The sequence below is a fragment of the Sphingomonas donggukensis genome (assembly GCF_023674425.1).
GTDB lineage: Bacteria > Pseudomonadota > Alphaproteobacteria > Sphingomonadales > Sphingomonadaceae > Sphingomonas > Sphingomonas donggukensis.
On the sequence record NZ_CP098401.1, the window covers coordinates 935,238 to 962,184 of the forward strand.

At 68.7% G+C, this 26,947-nt stretch carries 25 protein-coding genes; 9 read left to right on the top strand and 16 right to left on the bottom strand.

The genetic code is table 11. The features are described from left to right. Position 1: 1 nt before the first annotated feature. From pdxA to M9980_RS04555, 3 genes are all read right to left on the bottom strand, one after another. Positions 2-970: a 4-hydroxythreonine-4-phosphate dehydrogenase PdxA gene (gene pdxA, locus M9980_RS04545; protein ID WP_250755061.1), complete on the bottom strand. Its 969-nt coding sequence runs from the start codon at positions 968-970 to the stop codon at positions 2-4. Between the two features lie 49 nt (positions 971-1,019). Continuing rightward, positions 1,020-2,375: a peptidylprolyl isomerase gene (locus M9980_RS04550; RefSeq protein ID WP_250753851.1), complete on the bottom strand. Its 1,356-nt coding sequence runs from the start codon at positions 2,373-2,375 to the stop codon at positions 1,020-1,022. Between the two features lie 80 nt (positions 2,376-2,455). Continuing rightward, complete coding sequence (locus M9980_RS04555; protein WP_250753854.1) at positions 2,456-4,699, bottom strand: LPS-assembly protein LptD; 2,244 nt, start codon at positions 4,697-4,699, stop codon at positions 2,456-2,458. Positions 4,700-4,850: 151 nt separating this feature from the next. Here M9980_RS04555 and M9980_RS04560 point away from each other — a divergent pair, with 151 nt between their 5' ends. The 3 genes from M9980_RS04560 (at position 4,851) to ndk (ending at position 7,265) form a co-directional block, all read left to right on the top strand. Then, positions 4,851-6,323, top strand: a complete 1,473-nt coding sequence (locus tag M9980_RS04560; protein ID WP_250753857.1) for a leucyl aminopeptidase — start codon at positions 4,851-4,853, stop codon at positions 6,321-6,323. Continuing rightward, on the top strand, positions 6,324-6,764 hold the full coding sequence (locus M9980_RS04565; RefSeq protein ID WP_250753860.1) for a DNA polymerase III subunit chi: 441 nt from the start codon (positions 6,324-6,326) through the stop codon (positions 6,762-6,764). Between the two features lie 78 nt (positions 6,765-6,842). Continuing rightward, a complete protein-coding gene (gene ndk, locus M9980_RS04570) occupies positions 6,843-7,265 on the top strand; it encodes a nucleoside-diphosphate kinase (RefSeq protein WP_250753863.1) in 423 nt (140 codons plus the stop codon). Positions 7,266-7,346: 81 nt separating this feature from the next. Here ndk and M9980_RS04575 read toward each other — a convergent pair whose 3' ends face one another. From M9980_RS04575 to M9980_RS04590, 4 genes are all read right to left on the bottom strand, one after another. Further along, the gene (locus tag M9980_RS04575; protein WP_250753866.1) at positions 7,347-7,979 is read right to left on the bottom strand and encodes a hypothetical protein; all 633 of its coding nucleotides are present in this window, start codon (positions 7,977-7,979) and stop codon (positions 7,347-7,349) included. Beyond that, positions 7,976-8,353 carry an MmcQ/YjbR family DNA-binding protein gene (locus M9980_RS04580; RefSeq protein WP_250753869.1) on the bottom strand — a complete coding sequence of 126 codons (378 nt, stop codon included), beginning with the start codon at positions 8,351-8,353 and terminating at the stop codon, positions 7,976-7,978. The genes M9980_RS04575 and M9980_RS04580 overlap by 4 nt, the downstream gene beginning before the upstream one ends. After that, on the bottom strand, positions 8,350-8,907 hold the full coding sequence (purN, locus tag M9980_RS04585) for a phosphoribosylglycinamide formyltransferase (protein WP_250753871.1): 558 nt from the start codon (positions 8,905-8,907) through the stop codon (positions 8,350-8,352). Before purN ends, M9980_RS04580 begins: the two co-directional genes overlap by 4 nt. A gap of 172 nt (positions 8,908-9,079) precedes the next feature. After that, a complete protein-coding gene (locus M9980_RS04590) occupies positions 9,080-11,401 on the bottom strand; it encodes an ATP-dependent helicase (protein WP_250753873.1) in 2,322 nt (773 codons plus the stop codon). 59 nt (positions 11,402-11,460) lie between these two features. Here M9980_RS04590 and M9980_RS04595 point away from each other — a divergent pair, with 59 nt between their 5' ends. The 3 genes from M9980_RS04595 to M9980_RS04605 all read left to right on the top strand — a co-directional run bounded on the left by M9980_RS04595 (position 11,461) and on the right by M9980_RS04605 (position 15,282). Further along, positions 11,461-12,612 carry a pepsin/retropepsin-like aspartic protease family protein gene (locus M9980_RS04595; RefSeq protein WP_250753876.1) on the top strand — a complete coding sequence of 384 codons (1,152 nt, stop codon included), beginning with the start codon at positions 11,461-11,463 and terminating at the stop codon, positions 12,610-12,612. Positions 12,613-12,702: 90 nt separating this feature from the next. After that, a complete protein-coding gene (locus M9980_RS04600) occupies positions 12,703-13,983 on the top strand; it encodes an MFS transporter (RefSeq protein ID WP_250753878.1) in 1,281 nt (426 codons plus the stop codon). A gap of 3 nt (positions 13,984-13,986) precedes the next feature. Beyond that, on the top strand, positions 13,987-15,282 hold the full coding sequence (locus tag M9980_RS04605; protein ID WP_250753881.1) for an amidohydrolase: 1,296 nt from the start codon (positions 13,987-13,989) through the stop codon (positions 15,280-15,282). 233 nt (positions 15,283-15,515) lie between these two features. Here M9980_RS04605 and rsmD read toward each other — a convergent pair whose 3' ends face one another. Both rsmD and M9980_RS04615 read right to left on the bottom strand, forming a co-directional pair. Then, positions 15,516-16,055, bottom strand: coding sequence for a 16S rRNA (guanine(966)-N(2))-methyltransferase RsmD (rsmD, locus tag M9980_RS04610; protein WP_250755062.1), 540 nt, complete (start codon positions 16,053-16,055; stop codon positions 15,516-15,518). A gap of 11 nt (positions 16,056-16,066) precedes the next feature. Then, positions 16,067-17,461: a pseudouridine synthase gene (locus M9980_RS04615; protein ID WP_340689114.1), complete on the bottom strand. Its 1,395-nt coding sequence runs from the start codon at positions 17,459-17,461 to the stop codon at positions 16,067-16,069. Positions 17,462-17,567: 106 nt separating this feature from the next. Between M9980_RS04615 and M9980_RS04620 the strand changes: the two genes are divergently transcribed. After that, on the top strand, positions 17,568-17,999 hold the full coding sequence (locus M9980_RS04620; RefSeq protein WP_250753884.1) for a response regulator: 432 nt from the start codon (positions 17,568-17,570) through the stop codon (positions 17,997-17,999). On the opposite strand, the gene M9980_RS04625 is transcribed toward M9980_RS04620, so the two are convergent. Further along, the gene (locus tag M9980_RS04625; RefSeq protein WP_250753887.1) at positions 17,974-19,137 is read right to left on the bottom strand and encodes an aromatic ring-hydroxylating oxygenase subunit alpha; all 1,164 of its coding nucleotides are present in this window, start codon (positions 19,135-19,137) and stop codon (positions 17,974-17,976) included. The genes M9980_RS04620 and M9980_RS04625 overlap by 26 nt on opposite strands. Before the next feature lie 56 nt (positions 19,138-19,193). Between M9980_RS04625 and M9980_RS04630 the strand changes: the two genes are divergently transcribed. Both M9980_RS04630 and M9980_RS04635 read left to right on the top strand, forming a co-directional pair. Continuing rightward, the gene (locus M9980_RS04630; RefSeq protein ID WP_250753890.1) at positions 19,194-20,537 is read left to right on the top strand and encodes an AmpG family muropeptide MFS transporter; all 1,344 of its coding nucleotides are present in this window, start codon (positions 19,194-19,196) and stop codon (positions 20,535-20,537) included. Continuing rightward, the gene (locus tag M9980_RS04635; RefSeq protein ID WP_250753893.1) at positions 20,534-21,286 is read left to right on the top strand and encodes a tetratricopeptide repeat protein; all 753 of its coding nucleotides are present in this window, start codon (positions 20,534-20,536) and stop codon (positions 21,284-21,286) included. Before M9980_RS04630 ends, M9980_RS04635 begins: the two co-directional genes overlap by 4 nt. Here M9980_RS04635 and M9980_RS04640 read toward each other — a convergent pair. The 6 genes from M9980_RS04640 to M9980_RS04665 all read right to left on the bottom strand — a co-directional run bounded on the left by M9980_RS04640 (position 21,283) and on the right by M9980_RS04665 (position 26,942). Then, the gene (locus M9980_RS04640; protein WP_250753896.1) at positions 21,283-21,678 is read right to left on the bottom strand and encodes a DUF6628 family protein; all 396 of its coding nucleotides are present in this window, start codon (positions 21,676-21,678) and stop codon (positions 21,283-21,285) included. The two genes, M9980_RS04635 and M9980_RS04640, sit on opposite strands and share 4 nt — an antisense overlap. A 99-nt stretch (positions 21,679-21,777) precedes the next feature. Next, complete coding sequence (locus tag M9980_RS04645) at positions 21,778-23,082, bottom strand: bifunctional folylpolyglutamate synthase/dihydrofolate synthase (protein ID WP_250753898.1); 1,305 nt, start codon at positions 23,080-23,082, stop codon at positions 21,778-21,780. 123 nt (positions 23,083-23,205) lie between these two features. Further along, a complete protein-coding gene (accD, locus tag M9980_RS04650) occupies positions 23,206-24,060 on the bottom strand; it encodes an acetyl-CoA carboxylase, carboxyltransferase subunit beta (protein ID WP_250753900.1) in 855 nt (284 codons plus the stop codon). Then, complete coding sequence (gene trpA / locus M9980_RS04655; RefSeq protein WP_250753903.1) at positions 24,057-24,863, bottom strand: tryptophan synthase subunit alpha; 807 nt, start codon at positions 24,861-24,863, stop codon at positions 24,057-24,059. The genes accD and trpA overlap by 4 nt, the downstream gene beginning before the upstream one ends. A 214-nt stretch (positions 24,864-25,077) precedes the next feature. Next, positions 25,078-26,307 carry a tryptophan synthase subunit beta gene (trpB, locus tag M9980_RS04660; protein ID WP_250753906.1) on the bottom strand — a complete coding sequence of 410 codons (1,230 nt, stop codon included), beginning with the start codon at positions 26,305-26,307 and terminating at the stop codon, positions 25,078-25,080. Continuing rightward, entirely contained in the window at positions 26,304-26,942 is a 639-nt protein-coding gene (locus tag M9980_RS04665) for a phosphoribosylanthranilate isomerase (protein WP_250753909.1), read from the bottom strand. The genes trpB and M9980_RS04665 overlap by 4 nt, the downstream gene beginning before the upstream one ends. Positions 26,943-26,947 lie beyond the last annotated feature (5 nt).

Sequence of the window (26,947 nt, forward strand, 5' to 3'; positions counted from 1 at the left end):
CTCAGCCGGCAAGCGCGCGGCGGGCGGCGGCGTCGGCGGCCAGCCGGATCGCGTGGATCATGGCGCTGGGGTCGGCCAGATTCTGACCCGCGATGCCGAATGCGGTGCCGTGGTCGGGCGACGTGCGGACGATCGGCAGGCCCAGCGTCATGTTGACGCCCTCATCGAAATGCAGCGCCTTCAGCGGGATCAGTGCCTGATCGTGGTACAGGCAGATCGCGGCGTCGTAGCCGGCGCGGGCGCGGGCGTGGAACATGCTGTCGGCGGCGAACGGCCCGACGGCGTCGATGCCCTCGGCGACGAGTTCGGCGATGGCGGGGGCGACGGTCTCGATCTCCTCACGCCCGATCTCGCCGTCCTCCCCGGCGTGGGGGTTGAGCCCGGCAAATGCCAGGCGCGGGCGTTCGATGGCGAAATCGCGGACCAGCCCCCGCGCCGTTACCCGCGCCTTGGCGACGATCAGCTCGATCGACAGCGCCGCGGAGACTGCGCTGAGCGGGATGTGCGTCGTCACCGGCACCACGCGCAGCGTCGGCCCGGCGAGCATCATCACCGCATTCTCGCGCGCGATGCCGCAGCGTTCGGCGACGAATTCGGTCTGGCCGGGATGGGTGAAGCCGATGCGGTACAGCTGCGCCTTTGCGACCGGCCCGGTCACCAGCGCGCTCGCCGAGCCCGAGCGGGTGATCCCGACCGCCAGCTCCAGCGCCTCGATCGCGCAGCGCGCGCCATCGACGTCGGGAGCGCCGGGCGTGATCTCGCCCGCGTCGGCGACCGACAGGACGGGAAGGGCGTCGTCGAAGCATCCCGCGACAGCGCCCGGGCTGTCGACCCTGACCAGCGGCCCGTCCCATACCCGCCCGATCGCGCGCATGTCGCCGATCGCGAAGAACGGCGGCAGGGCATGGGCGGCACGTGCCGACCAGGCCTTGCCGATGGTTTCCGGGCCGATTCCCGCAGGATCGCCCATCGAAATGGCGAGGGGGGCGATTCCGGTCACGACACCGCCCGATCCACGATCAACGATACTCGACCACCGCGTCGCGGCGGATGTCGCGCAGCATGCGCTGGGCGCGCAGGTTGACGCGATCTTCCTCGAGCTTTGCCTGCACCGCGTCCGACGACGGCAGGCCGGCGACCCGCGCATCGTCGCGACCGCACAGCACCAGCGCGCGCACGCCTTCCTCGGGCGAACCGAACGGCGGGGTCGACTGGCCGATCTGCATCTTCATCAGGATTTCCTGAAGCTGCGGCGGCAACTGACGGATGGTGACCGAGTCATTGTCGACGACTTCGGCCCCGATGTCCGTCGCGACCTTCGACACGCCGCCGCAGCCGTTGATCGCCTGCGTCGCCTTGGCAAAGGCGGCGGCGCGCTGCGATGCCTGGGCCTGGGTGGTGCCGGCGGGGAATTTCACCGTCAGCTGGCGCAGGCTGAGCTTCGCGTCGCGCGGATCGGCCATCAGCACCTGGCGCTTATCGACCAGATACAGGATCGAATAGCCGCCCGCGATCTCGACCGGCCCGGCGATCTGGCCGACGCCCATCTTGCTCGCCGCGTCCTGCAGCTCGGGCGGCAGCACAGCCAGCTTCACCCAGTCGAGATCGCCGTCCACCGCGCGGGTCGACGCTTCGGAGAAATTGCGCGCGAAATATTCGAACGGTGCGCCGCCGCGCATCTGCTCGATCATCTTGCGGGCGTTGGCGACGACCTCGCCCGACCGCTCGGGCGTCGAGGAGAGGTAGATTTCCTTGATGTGATATTCTTCGGTGCCCTGCGACGCCTTCAGACGGTCGAGGATGGCCTTCACCTCCTCGTCGCCGACGTTGACGAAAGGCGTCACCTTCTTGCGGAGCAGCCGGTTCCACGCCAGCTCGCCCTCGATCTGGCGGCGCAGCGAGCGGTCCGACGACCCGACCGAGCGGAGGTATTCCCGGAACTGCGCCGGGGTCTGCTTGAAATTGCGGGCGATGCGGTCGAACGACTGGTCCATCTCGCCGGTCGTGACGGCGATCTCGTTGGCCTTGGCCTCCTGGATCTGCAGCGTCTCGTCGATCAGCTGGCGCAGCACCTGCAGGCGCACCTGATCGCGCTCGGCGTCGGGGATCTTCATGTTGTTCAGCGCCAGCGTCATGTTCATGCGCTGGTCGACGTCGGTGCCGGTGATGACGCTGTCGTTGACGATCGCGGTCGGCTTACGGACGTTGGGATCCTGCTTGCCGAAGATCTGGAGGTTGGCGGGCAGGTTCAGGCCCGAGGGATCACGCACCTGCGGCGCACCCGGCGTCGCCTGCGCCATCAGAACGCCAGCCGTCGCCACCGCTGCCAACGCCACGCCATTGCGGGCCAGCCGCGTCATTTTTCCGGTCATCATCACGTTCGTCAGCAATCCTAACCATGCGCAATTCGTCGCGCGTCCGGGCCCATATAGCGCAATTCAGGCTGAACCGTGGCTTAGCGACCGAGGTTCTTGAGCGATAGCGTCAGCAGATAGCTGTTCCCCCGCCGCGCATCGCCCGTCGTCTCATAGTCGCGCTTCCAGGTCAGGCCAAGCCGCAGACAGTCGTCCTCATAGGCGACGCCGAGGCGGTGGCGGATCGGGGTGAAGCCGTCGCTGATCGACAGCGGGTCTTCGGACCGATCGGTCAGGTCGACGGTCGCCGATCCGAACACCGACCAGAACTGCGCGACCTGCACCCGTCCGCCCACACGCGCTTCCTCGCGGTCCTGCAGATCCTCCAGCGCGAAGCCGATGTTGCGGTTGAGCCGCAGGTAGCCGATCAGCGCATAGGTGTCGCGCGTGCCGACCGTCGCATCGACCTCGTTCCGGCGCACCGCCAGCCCGTCCTTGTCCAGGCGATAGCGGTGGGTGAGGCTGACGAAATCGCGGAAGCGGACGGTCGTGCGCCCGACGATGTCGGAGAAGCGATCCGACAGCCCGGTGCCGTCGGGCAGGATCGTGGGCCGCGTGTTCAACCGATAGCTTTGCCCGACGACGGCATCGATCGACAGGCCCGGCAGGTCGATCGCATAGTCGAGGCCGTAGGTGACGCGCGGCGAATCCTCGAACCGGTCGTATCCAGGGAAGCGATTGAGCGCGAAGAGGTTCGAATCCTCCAGCTCGACCGCGCGCGCATCCTCGTTCGGGACCGACAGGTTGGCGACCCGCGGGCTGGCGACCAGCTGGACGCGGGGTGTGATCCGTTGCGTGCCGCCGAGGAAACTGCCGATGAACGGCCATTTCACATCGACCGCGACCGCGCCGATCGCGCGCGCCTGGAACCCCTCGTCCCCGCGGTAGCTGGCGACCGTCGTCGCGAGCGTGTCGTTGGCGTTGTAGAGGTCGCCGCGCGCAAAGGCGGTGAAGGTCACTTCCTGCCCCCAGCGGGTCAGGCGGCGCAGATCCCATTGCACCGACGCGAACGCGCGCTGCGTGTCCTGCCCCTCGGTCCGGGTCAGCGCCAGCGTGTTGAGCTGGAGCGAGAAACGCCCGCCGAGCACGCCGTCGTCAAACCGGCGGCGATAGTCGATCTCGGGCAGGGCGATCGGTTGCAGACCCTGGTTGTCGGTCAGGCGCAGCGTCTGCACCGACCAGCCGGCGATCGAGAAATAGCTGTCGTCGTCGATCCGTTCGACCCGCACCGTGCTGCGCAGCCGGGTGTCGCGCGAGATGTCGTAGCGGCGCAGGAACGTGCGGTCGCTGGCGAGGCGGATCGATTCGCTGATGCTCCATTTGGGGCTCAGCTGATACCGGCCGACGCTGTCGATGTAGCCGCGGAAGTCGTTCTGCGTCGTCACCGACGATCCGGCGACGCCCAGGTCGTCGCTCCTGCGGCTGTAGGTGCCGTAGGCGTCGATCCTGAACGCGCCGAGCGTGTTGAGCTCGCGGTAGCCGACCTGCAGCATCGGCAACGCCCCGGTGAAGACTCGCGGGGTGATCGTCAGGTCGCGGTTGTCGCCGAAGCTGAAGACATAAGGGGCCGCGATCTCTAGCCCGTTGACGCGGCTCAGGCGGAATTCAGGCGCCAGGAAGCCGTTGGCGCTGCGCCCGCCGATCGGGTGCGAAAATGTCGGCAAGGGGATGGTGGCAATGCCGAACAGCGAAATCCGCGCACCCTTGTACTTGATGCGGCCAAGTTCGGGATCGTAGACGACGGTGACTGCGCTGATCTTCCACGACGGCTCCTTGGGGCAACCGTCCGAGGTGGTGACGTCGCAGGCGGTGTAGGCGGCGTCTTCCACGGTGATGACGCCGCCGTCGTTGCGGGTGCCGCGCCGCGCCGCGATGCGCCCGCCCTGTTCCAGCACGACCAGCATGTTCTCGATCACGCCGTCCTTCAGCGAATCGGTCAGCTCGATGCTGTCGCCATAGGCTACGTCGCCCTGCGGGTTGGTGACGGCGATGTCGCCGTTCGCGACGACCTTTCCGGTGTTGCGGTTCCACGTGACCGTGCCCGCGCGCAGCCGATCGCCGCCGCGGTACATGCGCACGTCGCCGCGCGCGGTAACGATGTCGGCGTTATATTCATATTCCAGGCTGTCGGCCGTGAACTGGACCTGTTCGTCGCCTGCCGGCAGCGGAGTTTCGGACGGCGGCGGCGGCGCCACCGGACGATCCTGCAGATCCTGCGCCGCGGCGGGCAGCGCGGTTAGGGCGAGTGCGAGCGCGCCGGTCGTCAGAAGGGCGTTGCGCGTCACGGCCGTAAGCGTCTCCACACGGCCGTTCGCGGCCCCCAATCGAAGCCCTATCGCACCGGACGGGCCGCGCGGCAATCCGCCGATCGGTGCTTTGCGGTTCGCGTGAAGCCGCCCTACATGACAGCTTCAATCGCTCAGGATTCCCGACCCCATGAAACTCGCCTTCGCCGCCGCCGTCCCCGTCGACTGCCCGCTCGTCCTGCTGCCCGTCGCGAAGGGCGCGCTGGCGGACGCCGACCTGTCGTCGCTCGGCACGCGCGCCGCCGGCTTCGTGGGCGAAGCGGCGAAGGCTGCGGCGTTCGAGGGCGAAGCCGGGTCGATCGCGGAATTCTACGCGCCGGGCGACGACGATGGCCTCAACCGCGTCGCGCTGGTGGGGGTCGGCGGCGGCGAGGCGGCGGACTGGGAGAAGGCCGGCGGCGCGGTGACCGCACGCTACTTGGTCGGCGGGCCGGCGACGCTGGCGATCGACCTGGGCGACGTGGATGTGGCGGCGGGCTCGGTGGCGCGGTTCGGCGCGGCGATCGTCCAGCGCGGATGGCGCTATGACGTGTATCGCACCACGCTGGCCGACAAGAAGAAGCCGTCGCTGACCGCGGTGACGATCGTCGGCGCGTCGGATGCGGCGCAGGCGGGCTGGGCCGACCAGGACGCGGTGAACCAGGGCATGGAGCTGACCCGCACGTTGGTCACCGAGCCGGCGAATATCCTCTATCCGGAGAGCTTCGTCGAGCGCGTGACCGCGTCGGTCGAAGGACTGGGGCTGAGCGTCGAGGTGCTCGACGAAGCGGCGATGACCGCACTCGGCATGGGATCGCTGCTGTGCGTCAGCCAGGGGTCGCGGCGCGAGGCGCGGTTGCTGGCGCTGAAGTGGAACGGCGGCGGCGATGCCGCCCCGACCGCGCTGGTCGGCAAGGGCGTGACGTTCGACACCGGCGGTATCTCGATCAAGCCCGCCGCCGGCATGGAAGACATGAAGTGGGACATGGGCGGTGCCGGCGCGGTCGCGGGCGCGATGAAGACGCTCGCGCTGCGCAAGGCGAAGGCGAACGTCATCGGCGTGATGGGGCTGGTCGAGAACATGCCCGACGGCGCGGCGACGCGGCCCGGTGACGTCGTGACGTCGATGTCGGGGCAGACGATCGAGGTCATCAACACCGATGCCGAGGGGCGGCTGGTGTTGTGCGACGCGGTCACCTGGGTCCAGCGGACGCACAAGCCGGCGACGATCGTCGACCTCGCCACGCTGACCGGCGCGATGATCGTCAGCCTGGGCAATGAATATGGCGGGCTGTTCGCCAACGACGAGGATCTGGCGCGCGACCTGCTCGACGCCAGCGCCGCATCGGGCGACAAATTGTGGCGCTTCCCGCTCGCCGATGCCTATGACAAGCTGATCGACAGCCCGATCGCCGACATGAAGAACGTCGGCCCGCGCGGTGCCGGGTCGATCACCGCGGCGCAGTTCATCAAGCGGTTCGTGGACGAGGGCGTGCGCTGGGCGCATCTCGACATCGCCGGCATGGTGTGGTCGGACAAGGACGGCACGCATTACGGCAAGGGCGCGACCGGCTACGGCGTGCGCCTGCTCGACCGGTTCGTGCGGGACGCGCTCGAAAAGTAAATGCAGGTCGATTTCTATCACCTCGTCGCCTCGCCGCTGGAGCGAGTGCTGCCGCGCATCGCCGAGAAGGTGGTGGAGGGCGGCGGGCGGCTGGTGGTCGTGGCGGGCGACGCCGGGCAGCGCAGCGTGGTCGACCGGTTCCTGTGGACCTACACGCCGGAAAGCTTCCTGCCGCACGGTCAGGCGGGCGGCGAGGGCGACGCGGAGCAGCCGGTGTTGATCGCCGACACCGCCACCGCGACCAACGCCGCGCGCAACGTCGCGATCGTCGATGGGGTGTGGCGGGACGAGGCTCTCACGTTCGACCGGGCGTTCCACTTCTTCGACGAGGACAGCGTCGGCGCGGCGCGGGTCGCGTGGAAGGCACTGGCCGAGCGCGAAGGCGTCGAGCGGCGCTACTGGAAGCAGGACGAGAACGGGCGCTGGACACAGGCCGCCTGACGGTTGCCAATTCCGCCGCCCACTCCTAGAGCGCGGCCAGTTTTTCCACAGCCTCAAACACAGGAGCCCGTGACCGTCATGGCCGCGAACCGTACCTTTTCGATCATCAAGCCCGATGCCACCCGCCGCAACCTGACCGGTGCGGTCACCAAGATGCTGGAGGACGGCGGCCTGCGCGTCGTCGCGTCCAAGCGCATCCAGATGACCCGCGAGCAGGCCGAAGGCTTCTACGCGGTCCACAAGGAGCGTCCGTTCTTCAACGACCTGGTCGACTTCATGATCTCCGGCCCGGTCGTCGTGCAGGTGCTGGAGGGCGAGAACGCCATGCAGCGCAACCGCGACATCATGGGCGCGACCAACCCCGAGAATGCCGACGCCGGCACGATCCGCAAGGAAATCGCCGAGTCGATCGAGGCCAATTCGGTCCACGGTTCGGACAGCGACGAGAATGCCGCGATCGAGATCGCGTACTTCTTCAAGCCCGAAGAGATCGTCGGCTGATCCGAACCCCCCGTTCGGCCTGAGCGAAGTCGAAGGCCATGCGTCTCACGCTGTGCTTCGACTTCGCTCAGCACGAACGGATTATGGGCGTACTGCCCGCGCCAACCGTTTCGCCTCGACCGCCCAGAGCGCGTCGAGGCGGGCGGTGGCGTCGCCCCTGACCCGCTCGCGGAACACGACCCCTTCCAGCTTGAGCGTGCGGCCGCCGAAGGTGTGGCCCTCGGTCGAAAACACCACATCGTAGATCGCGCGATCGACCGCGGGGCGATCGCCCTCCGCGATGGTCGCGGCGACCAGCACCGGCATCCGCCCGCGCACCGCATCGGCGCCGCCATCGGTCAGTTTCAGCACCGCATCGTCGATCCACCCGGCCTCGATCCGCGGCGGCACGATCGTCTGCTCGGCGGCGATGCCGAGTGCGCGGGGGAAGGTGACGTCTATGCTGGCGACCGCAGGCTGGGCGGGGTCGGCGAGCGCCACCCGGTCGCCGCCGCGCTCGACCGTGCCGACCAGGCGAGCGGTGGTGGCCTTGCGCGCGTCCCTCGACTGTTCTGCCTGACGCGCCGCGGCATCCTCGCGGCGGTCGGACCAGCCGAGGTAGAGCGACAGCGCGGCGATCAGCACGCCGGCGACGCCGACGACTTCGGCGAGCGTGATCCAGCGGCGGCGGGTGGCGGCAGCCTCTGCCTTTTCCTGCGGGGTGTCGGTGCTCATCGCCCGCCCATCTCCAGCAGGCGCCGGGGCGCGACCATTTCCCAGCTTTGCGCGACGCGGTCGGCGATGTGATCCCAGTCGGTGCCGGGCGCATCGGTGCGGATCGCGATCCAGCCCGATGGGCCGAGATAGGGTGGCTTGTAGTAAAGCGCGGGGTCGCGATCGATCAGGTCGGCCATCTCGTCCGCGCCGCTGGTTTTCACCATCACGGCGGTTTCGCCGTCGCCGTGGTGGTCGTGCCAGATGTAGGCGAAGAACTTGCCGCCCTCGATATGGAAACCGGGCGAGCCGTGGGAGGTGCGCTCGGCGGCTTCGGGCAAGGCCAGCGCGATCGCGCGCAGGCGCTCCAGATCGGCGTTGTAATCGGGGCTCATCGGGTCACGAACTCCGCAAGGACCTTGGGATAGAGCAAATGCTCGGCGGCGAGCACCCGTTCCGCGAGCGCGTCGGGCGTGTCGCCGGGCAGGATCGGTACGCGCGCCTGGCCGAGCACGGCGCCGCCATCGAGCTCCTCGGTCACGACATGCACCGAGCAGCCGCCATGCGCGTCGCCCGCTGCGATCGCGCGGGCGTGCGTGTCGAGCCCCTTGTAGGCGGGCAGGAGCGAGGGGTGGATGTTGACGATGCTCCCCCGCCAGCGCGCGACGAATTCGTCTGACAGCAGCCGCATATAGCCGGCGAGCGCGATGGTATCGACGCCGTTGGCGCGGAATATCGCGTCGAACGATGCCTCTCGCGCAATCTTTCCGGGCGGCCCGACGAACACCGGGATGCCATTGGCGGCGGCATGGGCGAGGCCAGCAGCATCGGCCTTGTCCGAAGCGACGACCGCGACTTCATAGGGGCAGGCCGGATCGCGTGCCGCGGCGACCAGCGCCGCCATGTTCGATCCGCGGCCCGAGATCAGAACGCCGACGCGGTGCTTCATGCGGCCTCCGATCGTGGGCTGGTCCGACTCGAAAGGTTCCGCGGAATGGGGTCGTATCGAAACTTTCCACCCCCGTGCGCCCCTCGCGCCAAGGGATCAGCAGCGGGTCGCGTGCAGGTCATGTCCTGTCGCTGGCAGATGAAATCCAACTTTACCAGCGCAATCGCGACGCTCACGCCACGCTGACGAAACTGTCCATCACGCGCTTTCGACCCGAGGTTTCGAAGTCGATCTCCAGCTTGTTGCCCTCGATCTCCGCGATCAGGCCGTAGCCGAATTTTTCGTGAAACACGCGCTGGCCGCGGGAGAGGTCGTCGCGCCCCTTGTTGCCGAGGCTGACAGCGCTGCGCGTCGCTTCCTTCACGCGCGAGGGTTCGCGCGAGAAGCTACGCGGGGTGTAGGCGCCGCCCGGGTTCTTGACGTCGACGCCCGCGCTCACGCCCGCTGCGCGCTGCCAACCCGGCCCGCGACCGGTGCCTCGCGCGACATCGGCAAAGGGATCGGCGCGCTCGCTCCAGTTGGCCTGCCACAGGCTGGCGCCGCCGGTCATCGTGGTCTCGCTGTCGATATGTTCGCCCGGCAATTCGCCGACGAAGCGCGACGGGATCGAGGAATTCCACTGGCCGTAGATGCGGCGGTTGGCGGCGTGGAGGATGATCGCGCGTCGGCGGGCGCGGGTAATCGCGACATAAGCGAGGCGGCGCTCCTCCTCCAAACTCGCGACGCCGCCTTCGTCAAGCGAGCGTTGCGAGGGGAACAGCCCTTCCTCCCATCCGACCAGGAACACGGTGTCGTATTCCAGCCCCTTGGCGGCATGGATGGTCATGATGGTGACCTTCGCCCCCGTGTCGCGGCCCTCGTTCTCCATGACGAGGCTGACGTGTTCGAGGAACGCGCCGAGGCTGTCGTATTCCTCCATCGCGCGGACGAGTTCGCCGAGGTTTTCGAGCCGTCCCGCGGCCTCCGCCGAGCGATCGGCCTCGAGCATCGCGGTATAGCCGCTTTCGTCGAGCAGCTGGCGGGCGAGTTCGGCATGGGGCAGTTCGTCGGCCTTCATCCGCCAGCGCGCGAAGTCGCCGACGAGGTTGCCGAGCGACCGCTTGGCCGCGCCGGTCAGCTCGTCGGTATCGAGGATGCGGGCGGCCGCCTCGCTCATCGGCACGCCCATCGCGCGCGACAGCTGGTGGATGCGCGCGATCGCCTTGTCGCCGAGGCCGCGCTTGGGGACGTTGACGATGCGTTCGAAGGCGAGGTCGTCGGCGGGCTGCGCGACCACGCGAAGATAGGCGAGCGCGTCGCGGATTTCGGCGCGTTCGTAGAAGCGGAAACCGCCGACGATGCGGTAGGGGATGCCGGTCGCGATGAAGCGATCCTCGAACTCGCGGGTCTGGTGCTGGGCGCGCACCAGGATCGCCATGTCGTCGAGCGGCGTGCCGTCGCGACGGCGATCCTCGATCTCCTGCGCGACGCGGCGGGCTTCCTCCGGCCCGTCCCAGACGCCGACGACCTTCACCTTCTCGCCGACGTCGATGTCGGTCCAGAGTGTCTTGCCGAGGCGCCCACCGTTGTTGGCGATGACGCCCGATGCGGCACCGAGGATATGCGGGGTGGAGCGGTAATTCTGTTCGAGGCGGATGACCTTTGCGCCCGGAAAGTCGCGCTCGAACTTCAGGATGTTCTCTACCTTGGCGCCGCGCCACGAATAGATCGACTGATCGTCGTCGCCGACGCAGGCGATGTTGCGGCGTTCCTGCGCGAGCAGGCGCAGCCAGAGATACTGGACGCTGTTGGTGTCCTGATACTCGTCGACCATGATGTAGCGGAACCGCTGCTGATACTGCTCCAGCACGTCGCGGTGATCGCGCAGGATGGTGAGCATGTGGAGCAGCAGGTCGCCGAAGTCGCAGGCGTTCAGCGCCTTCAACCGGTCCTGATAGGCGCGGTACATTTCCTGCCCGCGGCCGTTGGCGTAGAGCTCGCTCTCGCCGGCATCGATGTCCTTGGGAGTCAGCCCCTTGTTCTTCCACCCGTCGATGATTCCGGCGAGGCTGCGCGCGGGAAACCGCTTCTCGTCGATATCGGCGGCGAGGATCAGGCTTTTGAGCAGGCGCAGCTGGTCGTCGGTGTCGAGAATGGTGAAGTTCGATTTCAGCCCGACCAGTTCGGCATGGCGACGCAACATCTTCGCGCCGATCGCGTGGAAGGTACCGAGCCACGGCATCCCCTCCACCATGTCGCCGACCAGTGCACCGACGCGGTGGCGCATTTCCTTCGCCGCCTTGTTGGTGAAGGTGACGCTGAGGATTTCGGATGGGTAGGCCTTGCGTGTGTAGAGCAGGTGCGCGAGCCGCGCGGTGAGCGCCGCGGTCTTGCCGGTGCCGGCGCCGGCGAGGACCAGCACGGGGCCGTCGGTGGTCAGCACCGCCTCCCGCTGGGGCGCGTTCAGGCCGCGGAGATAGGGCGGGTCGTCTTGCGAGGGGGCAGGCGCGGTCATCGGCGAACATCTAGGGAACGTGGCTTGCGAGGGCAACCACGCACGCCTAGCATCGTGCGATGATCGTCGATCGCCGCAGCATGCTCGCCGGTGCCGCCGCCCTGGCCGCGCTCCCCACCGCCGCGTTGCGCGCCCAGACCGGGCGAATCTACCGCAATTCGATCGCCCTCGACGGGACGCGGGTGTGGATGGCGGCGAAGATCGGGACGCACGGACCCTATTTCTTCATCGTCGATACCGGCGCGACGCTGAGCGTGATCGACGACGATCTGGCGCGGACGCTGAAACTGGACGTGATCCGGAAGCGGGCGCTGGTGAAGGGCATTGGCGGGGTGGCGGAATATCCGCTCTACGATGCGCGCGACGTCACCTTCGCGAGCGGTCTGCGGATCCCGAACATGCCGTTCAACGGGACGAAGGCGCGGCTCGGCAAGGATGCGGTCGGAAGCTTCGGGTCGGGCCTGTTCACGACCTACGACAGCGATCTCGATTTCGTGAAGGGCGAGTGGCGCGCCTATCCGGAGGGGCGCCCGGACTTTGCCGGCCTGCGCCAGTTGAAATCGCGTTTCCTGGGCAGCTTCACCAACGGCGACCGGATCTTTGCCGACGCGACGCTCGACGGATTTGCCGGCGAATTCATGCTCGACACCGGGATGCCGGGGCAAGTCCGGCTGGATGGACGCGCGGCGAAGACGAGCGGACTGTGGTCGGCGGACCGGCCCTATGCGCCGACGGAGGGCCGCGGTTTCGGCCCCGGATCGGTGTCGATGCGTCTGGTGCGCGTGAAGGATCTGCACCTGGGGCCGATGACGCTGCACCGCCCGATCGTCGCGCTGGAGAAGCCGGGCAGCCCGCTGCACGAGGGCGACGGCATCATCGGGCTGGGCGTGCTCGGTCGGCTGCACCTGACCACGCAGGTGAGAAGCCGCACGCTGTGGATTGCGCCCAACGGCCTGCCGCCCCGCGCCGAGGTCTATCCGATGTCGGGGCTGTGGTTCGACCGCAAAGGCGATACGATCACGATCGCGGATGTCGGCACCGGCAGTCCCGCCGCCGCGGCGGGATTGATGGTCGGGGACCGGATCGGCGGGATCGCATGGAGCGACCTGATCCGCCGCGTCAACGGCCCCGCCGGCAGCGAAGTCGCCTTCACCGCCGAGCGTGGCGGCCAGCGGCGGGACGTCACGCTGAAGCTTGTCGACTATCTTTGACGTCGGCGCCGGCGCGCGCTTGCCCACTGGTCGCCTTGCTCTATCGTGCGGTGACGACGGGGAGGGCAGGATGACGAACGGGACGCCGGCATGAGCACGCAGACGCATCGCCGCGTGCTGCTGGCGAGTTTCGTGGGCACGGGGATCGAGTTCTACGATTTCTACATCTACGCGACCGCGGCGAGCCTGGTGTTCGGGGAGCTGTTCTTTCCCGCGCAGGATCCCGGCCTCGCTCAGATGGCCGCATTCGCGACGCTGGCGGTGGCGTTCTTCGCGCGACCGGTGGGGGCGGCGTTCTTCGGGCATTTCGGCGACCGGATCGGGCGCAAGTCGACGCTGGTCGCGTCGCTGCTGACGATGGGGGTTTCGACGACGCTGGTCGCATTCCTGCCGACCTACCACGACGCCGGATGGATCGCGCCGATCGCGCTGTGCGTGCTGCGGTTCGGGCAGGGCTTCGGCCTGGGCGGCGAATGGGGCGGGGCGGCGTTGCTGGCGGTGGAGAACGCGCCGCCGGGCTGGCGCGCGCGGTTCGGCGCGGCGCCGCAGATGGGGGCGCCCGCGGGCTTCATCGCCGCCAACGGGCTATTCCTGCTGCTGGGCGTGCTGCTGACGCCGGAGCAGTTCCGCGACTGGGGCTGGCGCCTGCCGTTCGCGATCAGCGCGCTGCTGGTGGCGGTGGGCCTGTATATCCGCCTGAAGCTGACCGAGACGCCCGAGTTCGCGCAGTCGCTGCGGCAGGCACCGCCGCCGAAGGTGCCGCTGGCGGAGCTGGTGCGCAGCCACGGCGGGATGCTGGTCGGTGGCCCGGTCGGAGCGATCGCGTGCTTCGCGACCTATTATGTCGGGACGGCGTTCCTGCTGGGGTATGGGACCAAGACGCTCGGCTATTCGATGCAGGCGTTCCTGGGCGTGCAGCTGGGCGCGATCCTGTTCATGGCGGTCGGCATCTATGCCGCGGCATGGCTGGCCGACCGGCATTTCGACGAGCGGCGGGTGCTGGCGGGCGGGTGTGTCGCGACGATCGTGCTGGGGTTCGTGATTGCGCCGCTGGTCGAGCATTCGCTGTTCGGCGCGTTCGTTTTCCTGGCGCTGGCGCTGCTGGCGATGGGGTTCGTCTATGGCCCGCTCGGCGCGTGGTTGCCGGGGCTGTTCCCGCCGCGGGTGCGCTACACGGGCGCGTCGATGACCTTCAACATCGCCGGGGTGCTGGGCGGCGGGCTGACCCCGCTGATCGCGCAGGGGCTGGCACTGAAGGGCGGGCTGGCGCCGGTCGGCCTGTACCTGAGCGCGGCGACGGCGGTGAGCCTGGTCGCGCTGTTGCTGCTGAAACCGAAGCCGGTCGCGCCGGTGGTCCTCGAGGGAGTCTGACCCATGATCCTGCCGCTGTTGCTCGCCGCTGCGTCGCCGGTCGCGCCGCCCGCCTATGAAACCGCGATCCGGGCGGATTACGCGAAGGATCTGGGTAAGCTGTGGGACTGGTTCCACCGTAACCCGGAGCTGTCGTTCAAGGAAACCGCCACCGCCGCCCGCATGGCGAAGGAATTGCGCGCGGCGGGGGCGACCGTGACCGAGCGGGTCGGCGGCACCGGGGTCGTCGCGGTCATGCGCAACGGCGCCGGGCCGACCGTGCTGCTGCGCGCCGACATGGACGGTCTGCCGTTGAAGGAAGCATCGGGGTTGCCCAACATGTCGGTCGCGCGGCAGGTCGGCGTGGACGGCGTCGAGCAGCCGGTGATGCACGCCTGCGGCCACGACACCCACATCACCGCGATGGTCGCGACCGCGCGGCGGCTGGCGGCGATGAAGGACCGGTGGAAGGGCACGGTCGTGATGATCGTCCAGCCCGCCGAGGAGCGGGTCGGCGGCGCGGCGGCGATGCTGAAGGACGGGCTCTATACGCGCTTTCCGAAGCCCGACTATGCGCTCGCCTTCCACGTCAACGCGCAGCAGCCGACGGGAACGGTTTCGGCATCGGAGGGCATTCAATATTCGTCGTCGGACGCGGTCGATATCGTCGTGCCCGGTATCGGCGCGCACGGGGCGTCGCCGGACGCCGGCAAGGACCCCGTCTATATGGCGAGCCAGCTCGTCATCGCGCTGCAAGGCCTGATCTCCCGCGAGAAATCGCCGCTTGCGCCGGGCGTCATCACGGTGGGGTCGTTCCATGCCGGGACGAAGCACAACATCATCTCGGATCGCGCCGCGTTGCAGGTGACGGTGCGCGCCAATGACGAAAAGACCCGCGCCGAACTGCTTGCCGGGATCAAGCGGGTCGCCGAGGGTGTGGGGCGGCTGAACGGGATGCCCGCCGACAAGCTGCCGGTCGTGACGGTGAGCGAAGGCACGCCGACGACGATCAACGACGCCGCGCTCGCCCGCCGGCTGAACGCGACGATGACGACGGTATTGGGCGCGCCGGCGGTGCTGCCGTTCGAGCAGAACGGGATGGGGGCGGAGGACTTCGCGTATCTGGTCCAGCCCGAGCTGAAGGTGCCGGGCTATTATTTCTCGGTCGGGGGCACGCCCAAGGCTGCGCTGGATGCGGCGGCGCGGGGCGGGCCGGCGGTGCCGACACATCACTCGCCGCTGTTCAAGATCGATCCGGAGGCGGCGGTGGTGACGGGGGCCACGGCGATGACCGCGGCGGTGCTGGATTTGCTGGGGTAGGGGGGAACCAAAACCTTCTCCGGAGGGAGAAGGATACTGGAGCTTGGCAGCTTGCTGCCTAGCGGAAGTTGGATGAGGGGACGCGCTCTCGATAGGGTGATCCCCTCACCCAGCTACGACTAGGCAGCAAGCTGCCAAGTCTGCGCAACCAGTTTGGGGTGAACATCACCCCGTGATGTTCAGGCCATGCCGGGGGCATGGCCGACCCCAAACTCCCGATGGGAGAGGGGCTGTTACGCTAGCCTCAACAACGTCAGCATCGCTTTCCCGTACACGCGTTCCGCATCGACCGCGAAGCCCGCCACCTCGACCGCCTCGCCCTTCATCGTTTCTACGCTGACCCAGGTCGCCGGGCCGATCCAGCCGAGGCGGGCGAGCTTGTCGAGGGCGACGTTGCCGGCGCCGCTGGCATAGGGCGGGTCGAGCATCACCAGGTCGAGCGGCTTTTGCGCCGGGCCGAGCGCCAACACCGACGTCGCGCGCACATCCGCCCCCTTGGCGCCGAGCGTCGCGATATTGGCCTTGAGCGCGTCGATCGCGGGGCGATCCTGTTCGACGAACAGGCAGGTCGCGGCGCCGCGCGACAGCGCCTCCAGCCCCAGCGCGCCCGAGCCCGCGAACAGATCGGCGACCGCCAGCCCGTCGAAGCTGCCGAGGCGGCTGACCAGCATCGAGAACAGCGCCTCGCGCGTGCGGTCGGCGGTCGGGCGGGTGGCGTCGCCCGGCGGCGCGACGATGGCGCGACCGCGCCACTGACCGGCGATGATGCGCATACCCTGACGCTTCACGAGCGCGGGCGCCTCGGCTTGCCGGGCTTCGCGCCGGGCTTCGGCCTGGCCTTCGCCCAGCCGGCGCCGCGCTTGGGCCGCGGGGTGGGTGTGGTGTCGGTGTCGGAGCGGGCCGTCACCGGGCCGGCGCGCGCGCGGCGGGGACGGGTAGTGATGTCCTCGCGCGCGTCGGCGTCCGGTCGCGGGGCGTGCGCCGAGCGGGGCGGGCGGGCGGCGACCGGGCGTTCGCCGCGTGGCGCTGTCGATGGGCGAGCCGCATAGGCGGCCTGGCTGTCGCGGGAGGGACGTGCCGGGCGTTCGGAGCGCTGGGCGCGGTCGGTGCGGCCAGAACGCCCCCCGGCATCGGCCGGCGGCGCGGCGCGGTCGCGGGGGGCGGGCGGACGCTCGGTCCAGGCAGTGCCGTCGGGCCGGGCGCGGCTCGGGCGCTGCGGGCGGGTATCGAGTTCCTCGCGCACCTCGCGCTTGCGCGGCACGGGCGGGCGGAGACGGCGCGTACCCTCGGGCTCGGTCGCCGGGCGGCGCGGCGCGGCGGGCACGTCGGGGTTCGGCGCGGGCACAGCGGAGCGGCGCGGCTTCGCGCCTACGCTGACCGCGATCGGGTTGGCGCGGGCATCGTCGGTCGCCTTGGCCTTGTTGCCCTTCAGTCTCGCGCGGAAGGCGTCGAGATCGTGGCTGCGGACTTCTCCGATCGCACCGACCGGCATGTCGCCAAGGATGAATGGGCCGTAGCGGGTGCGGATGAGCCGGCTGACGCGAAGACCAAGGTGTTCCAGCACGCGGCGGACTTCGCGGTTCTTGCCCTCCGTCAACACCATCTCGATCCAGACGTTGGCGCCGGTGCGGCGTTCGAGGTTGGCGTCGATCGGGCCGTAGCGCACGCCCTCCACCTCGACACCGTCCATCAGATCCTCGAGCTGGGCCTGGGTGACCGCGCCATAGGCACGGGCGCGGTAGGCGCGCTCGACGCCGGTCGCGGGCAGTTCGAGCTGGCGCTTCAGTTCGCCGTCGGTGGTCATCAGCAACAGCCCCTCGGTCGCGAGATCGAGGCGCCCGACCGGCATCAGCCGCGGCAGGTCGGGGGGCAGGCGATCATAGATGGTCGGGCGCCCGGCGGGGTCGTTGGCCGCGGTGAGAAGGCCCGAGGGCTTGTGGAACAGGAACAGCCGCGCCGCCTCCGCCGCGCGCACCGCGACGCCATCGACGGTGACGCCCGTCAGCGACGTCAGGATCGTCGCCGGCGTGTCGAGCGTCACGCCGTTCAGCGCGACCCGCCCCTCGGCGATCATCCGTTCGATCTCGCGCCGCGACGCTACGCCGGCGCGCGCCAGCAATTTGGCGATACGCTGCTGCTCGGGCGGGCGCGCGGGCTCTTTTGATCCGGTTCGGTGCACGGATGGCGCCTTAGACGACGCGCACCCACGTGACAAAAAAACTTTGCGTCCCGAAACGACTTGGCGCGTTACACTGGCGTCCCGCGTCCGGGACCGGGAGGGCATCATGTTGTTCGGTAAGAAGGAGCGCCGCATCAGCCGCGTCCTCGTCGTCGAGGACGAGCCGCTGGTCGCGTTCGATACCGAACACTTCCTGGGCAGCGAAGGCTTCGAGATCGTCGGCACGTTCGACACCGTCGCCGACGCGCTGGTGACGATCGAAAGCGCCGAAGACATCCACTTGGTGCTGGTCGACGTCAACCTGTCGGACGGCAGCGGGGTCGAGGTAGCGCGCGCCGCGCATCTCCGCGGGATCAAGGTCGTGTTCGTGACCGGCCAATGCCCCGGTGAAGCGCAGTCGCTGGCGGCGGGCTGCCTTGGCAAGCCCTATCCGCAGCGCGACCTGCTCGCGGCGATTGCGGCGCTGGAGAAAGTGATGGACGGCAAGGTGCCCAAGCGCCTGCCGCCGAGCTTCACCTTGTTCCTGCAACCGGCCTGATCGCAGGCGGCGCAGGGGAGAGCATCGTTTCCACCGTGTCGTGGAAAGTGCGGATGCCGGCCTCCAGTCCGCCGAGCGTCACCCGGTTGATCGCGCCGGACGCCAGCCCCTGTTGCCCGAGCGCGGCGGCGCGGAAATCCTCGCTGGCGAACACGCCGCCGTCGAGCAGGTCCCAGCTGCGCTCCCAATGGTCGCGCGCCTTGTCGGTCGCGGGCGCCTGCGGGATCAGCATGAAATCGTCGACCAGCACGCGGCCCTCGGACTGCGGCATCAGGACCATCAGGTTGATGTAGTCCGGGCTGGCGATCAGGACCGTGCCGGGGAACATCTGATAGGTGAAGGTGATCGCGCGGCGCAGCACCGACCAGTCGGTCGAGGCGAGCGCGGCGTCGTCCGCCGCGCGCCCGACCGCAGAACGCTGATGCACGCCGATGCTGTCGGCGGTCGACACGCCGTCCTTGAAGAACGGGCCGATCGTGCCCGCATGCAGGCGCGCGACGTGATAGCTTTCGAGGAAGGCGTCCATGACGAGCTTCCAGTTTGCGGCGACGTCATGGGTGCGGCGACGGAACAGGTAGTGCTCGGCGAGGTCGAACGCGGCGAAATCGCCGGCCAACGCCTGCGCTTCGGAGAAATCGGCGGCCTCGTCGAAGGCGAACCAGATGAGTCCGCCCACTTCTCGCGACGGTAGCTCGCGCAAGCCATAGTCGGCCTTGTCGAGTCCGGGGAACACCTCCGCACGGGGCACGCCGACCAGGCGACCGTCGGTGGCATAGCTCCAGGCATGATACGGGCAGACGAGCCGCGGGGCCTTCACGCAGTCCTGCCCCTCGACCAGCCGGGTGCCGCGGTGGCGGCAGACGTTGAGGAACACGTGTGCTTTCCCATCGCTGTCGCGCGTGACGAGCAGCGGCTTGCCGAAGCCGTTATGCGGCACCGCCATGTTGCGGTCCGGCAGCAATGCCGATGGCGCGATGACCAGCGGCACGCGGTCGAAGATGCGCGCGCGTTCGGCGGCATGGCGCTCGGGCGAGGTGTAGGCCGACGCATCGACATGCGCGATCGCGTGGCGCTCGCCCTCGCCGCCTGCCGCCAGCCGCGCAGCGAGGGCGAGCTGGCCCTGCGTCGGTGCGTTCATGCTTCCTCTCCCGTGCTTTTCCGCTAGTCTCGCGCGCCTGGGAGCGGGGAGCAAGTATGACGAGCGTGACGGATTCGGGCGCGGCGAGCTGGTGGGACGGGGTGAAGCCGTATCTGGAGCCGGCACCGCTGACCGCGCTGTTCCTGGGAATTTCGTCGGGCACGCCGTTCACCCTGCTCGCCGCAACGCTGACCAACCGGCTGGCCGAGGCGGGGATCGAGAAGAAATCGGTGTCGGCGTTCGCGCTCGCACTGTTGATCTACAGCTTCAAATGGATCTGGGCGCCGCTGATCGATCGGTTGCGCGTGCCGCTGCTGTCGTCGGCGATCGGCCAGCGGCGGTCGTGGCTGTGGGTCGCGGCGCTGCTGGCGTCCGGAGCGATCGTGGTGATGGGCGCCGCGGACCCGGCGCAGAGCCTGCAACCCGTGGTTGTCGGCGCGCTTTTGCTCGGCTTTGCCGGCGCGACGTTCGACATCGTCATCGACGCCTACCGGATCGAGACGCTGGAGCCGCGCCAGCTGGGTGTCGGATCGGGCATGTCGCAATATGGCTGGCGGCTGGGGGCGTTCTTCGCCGCCTCGATCGCGCTCGGCGTCGCCAATGTGTCGGGCTGGAGCTGGGGCTATTACGCCTGCATCCCGCTGGTGTTCGCCGCGCCGATCGCGTCGATGTTCATGGGCGAGCCCGCGCGCCACAACGAGCCGGCACCGATCCGCGGCGTGGGTGCGTTGGCGGCGGCATTCTGGACCCCGCTTGCCGATTTCTTCAAGCGTGAAGGCGCGGTCATCGTGCTGCTGTTCGTGCTGGTTCACAAGATCGGCGACACGCTTGCCAATCTGATGATCCGCGACCTGCTGGTGCAGCTGGGCTTCACCAAGCCCGAAATCCTGGCCGGCGACGTGTGGGTCGGCTTCATCGCGCTGCTGGTCGGGATCTTCGTCGGCGGGGTGATCTACGCCAAGATGGGCATGAAGCGCGCGGTCATGGTCGGGCTGGTGCTGATGGCAGTGTCTAACCTGAGTTTCGCGGGACTTGCAGCGGTCGGCCATTCGATGCCGATGCTGGCGTGGACCATCGGGTTCGAGAATTTCGCAAGCGGCGTCGGCGGGGTGTCGATCGTCGCGTACCTGTCGGCACTGTGCAACCTGCGCTTCACCGCGACGCAGTTCGCCCTGCTCTCCGCCGCTGCCGCCATCGCCGGGCGGTTCCTGACCGGCACAACCGCGGGCGCGGTGATCGAGGCGGTTGGCTATGTCGACTTCTACCTCATCACCACTGCCCTCGCCGTGCCGGGGATCGTGATATACTGGCTGATGCTGCGATCCGGGCTGATCGACCGATCGATCGGGTCGGCGGGCGTCGAGGGCGAGGGGGACGCGCGGACGGAGAGCGCCGCTTGATCGCCTATGCCGCGGTGATCGCGATGCAGATCGCCTGCATCGTCCATGTCATCCGCAATCGCCGCAACCAGCTGTGGATCATGGCGCTGTTCTTCCTGCCCGTCGCCAGCGCGATCGCGTATTTCGTGGTCGAAGTGCTGCCGGGCATGCAGGGCAACCGTCACGTCCGCACGGTGAAGGCGGCGGCGCTTGCGAAGATCGATCCGGAGCGCGAGTTGCGCGCGGCGCGCGATGCGCTCGACCTGTCCGATACCGTGGCCAACCGGGTGCGGGTCGCCGACGCGCTGGCCGATTTAGGGCGGCATGACGAGGCGGTGGCCGCCTATCGCGAGGCGTTGTCGCGGACGACGATCGGCGACGCGGCGACCCGGGCGAAGCTCGCCCGCTCGCTGTTCGAGACGGGCGATGCGGCAGCGGCGCTGGCGATGCTCGACGACCTTGCCCCGGTGACCGGGCAGAACGAGACCGATCGCCGCGCAATGCTGCGGGCACGCATCTTCGATCATCTTGGCCGCGAGGACGAGGCGCTGGAGATCTATGCCGATGTGGTCACGCGCTTGCCCGGGGAGGAAGCGCGCTGCCGCTATGCGGGCCTTTTGCTGGAGCAGGGATATGAAGGCCGCGCGCGCCGCGTGCTGGAGGAGGTCGAGGCGCGGATGAAGCGGCTCGACCGGCAGCAGCGCGCGGCAGAGGCCGACATGTACGCCTGGGCGACGCGCAAACTCGCGGAGTTGCGGGCGAACGATTAGCCGCCGATCGGCATGCCCTGGTCGGCGATGGCGATGGCGAGGGCCGTCGCGGTCGCGAGCGGGCCGCCGGCGTGGCGGACGCCAAGCATGTCGGCTAGCAACAGGTGGGCGGCGTGCTCGTTCGACAGGCTCCTGCCCAGCACGTCGATCAACGCCGCTTCACTGCCGGTCATGCGACAGCAGCACCACGGCGCGATCCGGATCGGGCGGGTCGCGGCGGCGGACAATTCCATCATGAGCGTGCGCAGCAGGACCAGCGGGCGGCGGAAATCCTTGCCTAATGCGATGAGGAAGGCGTGGGCGGCGCTAGCGTCCTCAAGGCCGTGGGCGCCCATCTGGCGGCAGGCGAACAGCAGCGTCGTCGGGCTGCAACCGGGGCAGGACGGCGGCAAGTGTATCGGCGAGAGGGGCGCTGTCGGGCATCCGGGGACTCCACTGGCTGGTCCGCAGAGTGTGCCACATCGCTATTGATAGTCAATCGCAATAAAGAGTCAGTCGGGCAGTTCGTCGTTGTCGCGGAGCACTTCGCCCGCGAGATACAGCGAGCCGAGAATGGCGATATCGACCGGCGCATCCGCCAGCGGCCTCAGCGCGGCGGAAACGTCCGCAGCCGTCGTGGCCGGCACGCCAAGGCCGCGGGCGATCTCGGCGAGATGGTCGGGGGCGTGGTGGTCATGGCCCGGGATCGGGACCGCCGTCAGCGATGCCGCGAGCGAGGCGAAGGGCGCGAGGAATCCCGCCGCATCCTTGTTCGCGAGCATGCCGACGACCAGATGCGCGCGCGCGCCGCCAAGCACCTGCCGCAGCGCATCGGCGACCGCATCCGCGGCAGCGGGATTGTGCCCGCCGTCGAGCCAGACTCGCGAGCCCGGCGCGAGCGTCGCGACCAACGGGCCGTCGCCCAGCCGCTGCATCCGCGCCGGCCAACGGGTCGTCGTCGCCGCGGTCGCGAGCGCCGCGGACGAAACGGGCACTCGGTCCTGATGGCGCAGCATCGCGGTGGCGAGCGCGAGGTTGCGCGCCTGGTGCCCGCCCGACAGCGCAGGGAGCGGCGTGTCCAACGATCCGCGCGCGTCGGCGTAGGCGAGCGTATCGCTGACCAGCGCGGTCCAGTCGCGACCCTCGATATGCAAGGCGGCGCCCGCGGTGTCGGCGACCTCGGCCACCGCGCGGGCGACGTCGTCGGTGTAGGCGAGGGTCACGAGCGGGCGGCCGGGCTTGGCGATGCCGGCCTTTTCGCGAGCGATGGCGACGGCGGTGTCGCCGAGGAAGCTCTGATGATCGATGCCGAGCTGGGCGATGCCGCAGACCGCGGGATCGACGACGACGTTGGTCGCATCGAGCCGCCCGCCCAAGCCCACCTCTATCACGCAGGCGTCGGCGGCAACTTCGGAGAACATCAGGAACGCAGCAGCGGTCGAGACTTCGAAGAAACTCGCGCCGATCCCCTCGGCCACGTCGAGCACGCGGGCCATGACGGTGGCCAGCGGTTCGTCCTCGATCAGCTGTCCGGCCACCCGGATGCGCTCATTGAAGCGGACGAGGTGCGGCGAGGTGTAGGCGTGGACCCGGTAGCCCTCCGCCTCCAGCGCGCTGCGCAGGAACGCGCAGGTTGATCCCTTGCCGTTGGTTCCGGCGACGTGGAACACCGGCGGAAGGCGCAGATGCGGATCGCCGAGCCGCGCCAGCAGCTGCGCGATGCGGGCCAGGCCGAGGATATCGGCACCGGGCGACAGCATCGTCAGGCGATCGAGCTGTGCCTGGACGGCGGGGGAGGTGGAGGTGGCGTGGTCCATCTGTCTTTACTCCCTCCCCCCTCCGGGGGAGAGGTTCGGCGAGGGGTCGTGCCGCGAGCGTCGGTCTCTGCGAGGCTCCCCCCTCTCCCAACCCTCTCCCCAAGGGGAGAGGGCTTCTTCTTGCTACGCCGCCTGCTTGACCGGCGTCAGATACGCGACCAGCCGACCCAGCGTTTCCTTCAGGTCGCGGCGGTGGGTGACCATGTCGATCAGGCCGTGGTCGCGGTAATATTCGCTCGTCTGGAAATCGTCGGGCAGCTTTTCGCGGATCGTGTTCTCGATCACGCGGCGCCCGGTGAAGGCGAGCGTCGCATTGGGCTCGGCGATCTGCACGTCGCCGAGCATCGCATAAGCGGCCATGACCCCGCCCGACGTCGGGTCGGTCAGTACCACGATGTAGGGCAGGCCGGCGTCGTGCAGCATCTCGATCGCGACGGTGCTGCGCGGCATCTGCATCAGGCTGAGGATGCCCTCCTGCATCCGCGCGCCGCCGCTGGCGGTGAAGACGATGTAGGGCGCACGCTCTGCGATCGCGGCTTCGCAGCCGGCGACGAATGCCTCGCCGACCGCCTGGCCCATTGATCCGCCCATGAAGGCGAAGTCCTGCACGCCGATGACGGCGCGGTTGCCGTCGATGGTGCCGACCGCGTTGACGAAAGCGTCCTGTTCGCCGGTGGCGACGCGGGCGGCTTTGAGCCGGTCGATGTAGCGCTTGGAATCGCGGAACTTCAACGGATCCTCGGCGACACGCGGGCTGTCGAGGACGGTCCAGCTATCCTCGTCGAAATGATAGTCGAAGCGCAGCGATGGCCCGATGCGGTCGTGGTGATCGCATTTCGGGCAGACGTGCTGGTTGTCCTCCAGCTCCTTCACGAACACCATCTGCCCGCAGCCCTTGCACTTGTGCCACAGGTTGTCGGGCGTCTCGCGCTTGGCGACGAAGGGGATCGCGTTGCGGACGCGGTCGAGCCAGCTCATGCTGCTGCTTCCTTGTTCTTCGGGTGCCGACAGGCGTCGGCGAGGGTGGAGATATAGGCGCGCACCGGCTCGGCGGCATCGGCGCCGTGGATGGCGACGAGGTCGACGATCGCGGAACCGACGACGACGCCGTCCGCGACCGCGGCGACCGCAGCGGCCTGTTCGGGGGTACGGATGCCGAAGCCGACCGCGACGGGCAGGTCGGTCGCGGCCTTCAGCCGGGCGACGGCCTCGGCGATCGAGGACTGCGCGGCCTGTTGCAGACCGGTGATCCCGGCGACCGACACGTAGTAGAGGAACCCGCTGGCGCCATCGAGCACCGTCGGCAGGCGCGCGGCGTCGGTGGTCGGGGTGGCGAGGCGGATCGGGGCGACGCCCTTGGCCCGGAGCGCAGGGCCGAACGCATCGTCCTCCTCGGGCGGGATGTCGACGCAGATCACGCCGTCGACACCGGCGTCGGCACAGGCATCGGCAAACCAGTCCGCCCCGCGGCGCAGCATCGGATTGGCGTAGCCCATCAGGACGAGCGGCACGTCCGGATGACGGGCACGAAAGTCCTTGGCGATCGACAGGATGTCGGCGGTGGTGGTGCCGCCGCCGAGACTACGCAGGTTCGCCGCCTGGATCGCGGGGCCGTCGGCCATCGGGTCTGTGAACGGCATGCCGAGTTCGATGACATCGGCACCCCCGGCGACCAGCGCGTCGAGGATGGCGGGCGTGGTGGCCACAGTCGGATCGCCCGCGGTGACGAAGGTGACGAGCGCGGGACGGCCCTTGGCGAAAGCGGTGGAGAGGCGGGTCATAAGGTGCGCACGCCGCGCGGCCTGAGCCAAGCAACCTTCCGCTGCATGAGAGTTGCAATAGGAATTGCCGTCCAAAGCGCAATTATCCATGCGAGCGATTGTCCAAGAATCTCAGTCCCAGTCAGTGCTGAGAACTCGCGTAAAACGCTCCAAAAAATGAAGAAGAGGCCGCAAGCTAAGACGAGCCAACACATCCACTTCAGCGCGATTAAGATCACATCGCCACTCCCAGCGCGTCGGCCACGGTGAAGATGTCCTTGTCGCCGCGCCCGCACAGGTTCGCCAGAATCACCTGGTCGCGCCGCATCTCCCGCGCGCGATTCGCGACCGCGGCGATGGCGTGGCTGGGTTCGAGGGCGGGGATGATACCTTCCGTCCGGCACAGCAGCTGGAAGGCGTCGAGCGCCTCGGTGTCGGTGATCGCGGTATATTCGACCCGGCCGATATCCTTCAGCCACGCGTGCTCCGGGCCGATGCCGGGATAGTCGAGGCCGGCGGAGATCGAGTGTGCCTCAGTGATCTGGCCGTCGTCGTCCTGGAGCAGATAGGTCTTGTTGCCGTGGAGAACGCCGGGGAAGCCACCGGCAAGGCTCGCCGCATGCTTCTTGTCGAGACCCTCGCCCGCCGCCTCGACGCCGAGCATCTGTACGTCGGCATCGTCGAGGAAGGGGTGGAACAGGCCGATCGCGTTGCTGCCCCCGCCGATCGCGGCGACGAGCAGGTCGGGAAGCTTGCCGGTGCGCTCCAGCATCTGCGCGCGCGCCTCGCGCCCGATCACGCTCTGGAAATCGCGGACCAGCTCGGGGTAGGGATGCGGGCCGGCGGCGGTGCCGATGATGTAGAACGTGTCGTGGACGTTCGCGACCCAGTCGCGCATCCCCTCGTTCATCGCGTCCTTCAGCGTGTGCGCGCCGCTGGTCACAGGGCGGACTTCGGCGCCGAGCAGCTTCATGCGGAAGACATTCGGTGCCTGACGCTCGACGTCCTTGGCGCCCATGTAGATGACGCAGGGCAGCCCGAACCGCGCGCAGACGGTGGCGGTCGCGACGCCGTGCTGGCCGGCGCCGGTCTCGGCAATAATCCGCGTCTTGCCCATGCGGATCGCGAGCAGGATCTGGCCGATGCAGTTGTTGATCTTGTGCGCGCCGGTGTGGTTCAACTCGTCGCGCTTGAACCAGACCTCTGCGCCCATGCCTTCGGGGGCGCTCTCGCGAAGCATCTCGGTCAACCGCTCGGCATAATAGAGCGGGCTCGGGCGACCGACATAATGTTCGAGCAGGTCGTCGAACTGCGCCCGGAATGCCGGGTCCGCCTTCGCCGCGCGATATTCGCGATCGAGGTCGAGCACGAGCGGCATCAGCGTCTCGGCGACGTAGCGCCCGCCGTATTCGCCGAAATGGCCGCGATCATCAGGCTGCGCGCGGAAGGAATTTGGGGTGGTCATAGCTGCGCGACCGATTGGAGGAAGGCGGCGATCTTGTCCACATCCTTGACCCCCGGCGCGCTTTCGACGCCCGAGGAGACGTCGACCAGCGTCGCACCGGTGCGGCGGACGGCTTCCGCCACATTGCCGGCATCGAGCCCGCCCGAGAGTGCCCACGGCAGCGGATGGCGGAAGCCATCGAGCAGGCTCCAGTCGAAGCGCACCCCCATGCCGCCGGGCAGCGCGGCGCCGTCCGGTGTCTTGGCGTCGTATAGGATGCGGTCGGCGGCGCCGGCGTAGCTGCGCGCGGCGTCGAGGTCGGCGCGGGTCTTCACCGCCACCGCCGCCCAGGTTTCGATACCGAACCGTGCGCGTAAAGCAGCGACGCGGGAGGGAGCGGTCTTGTGCAGCTGGAGCGTATCGATCCCGGCGACGCTTACCGCGCGCTCGACCGCCGCGTCGTCGGGATCGACGAACACGCCGACCGCACGGACATGGTCGGGGACCATCGCGACCAGCGCGGCGGCGCGGGCCGGGTCGACGTCGCGCGGGGAGGGGGCGAAGAATACGAAGCCGACGTGGCTCGCGCCACCGGCGATGGCGGCGCCGAGCGTGTCTTCGGTCGATAGGCCGCATATTTTTGCGCTGACGGGCATGGCAC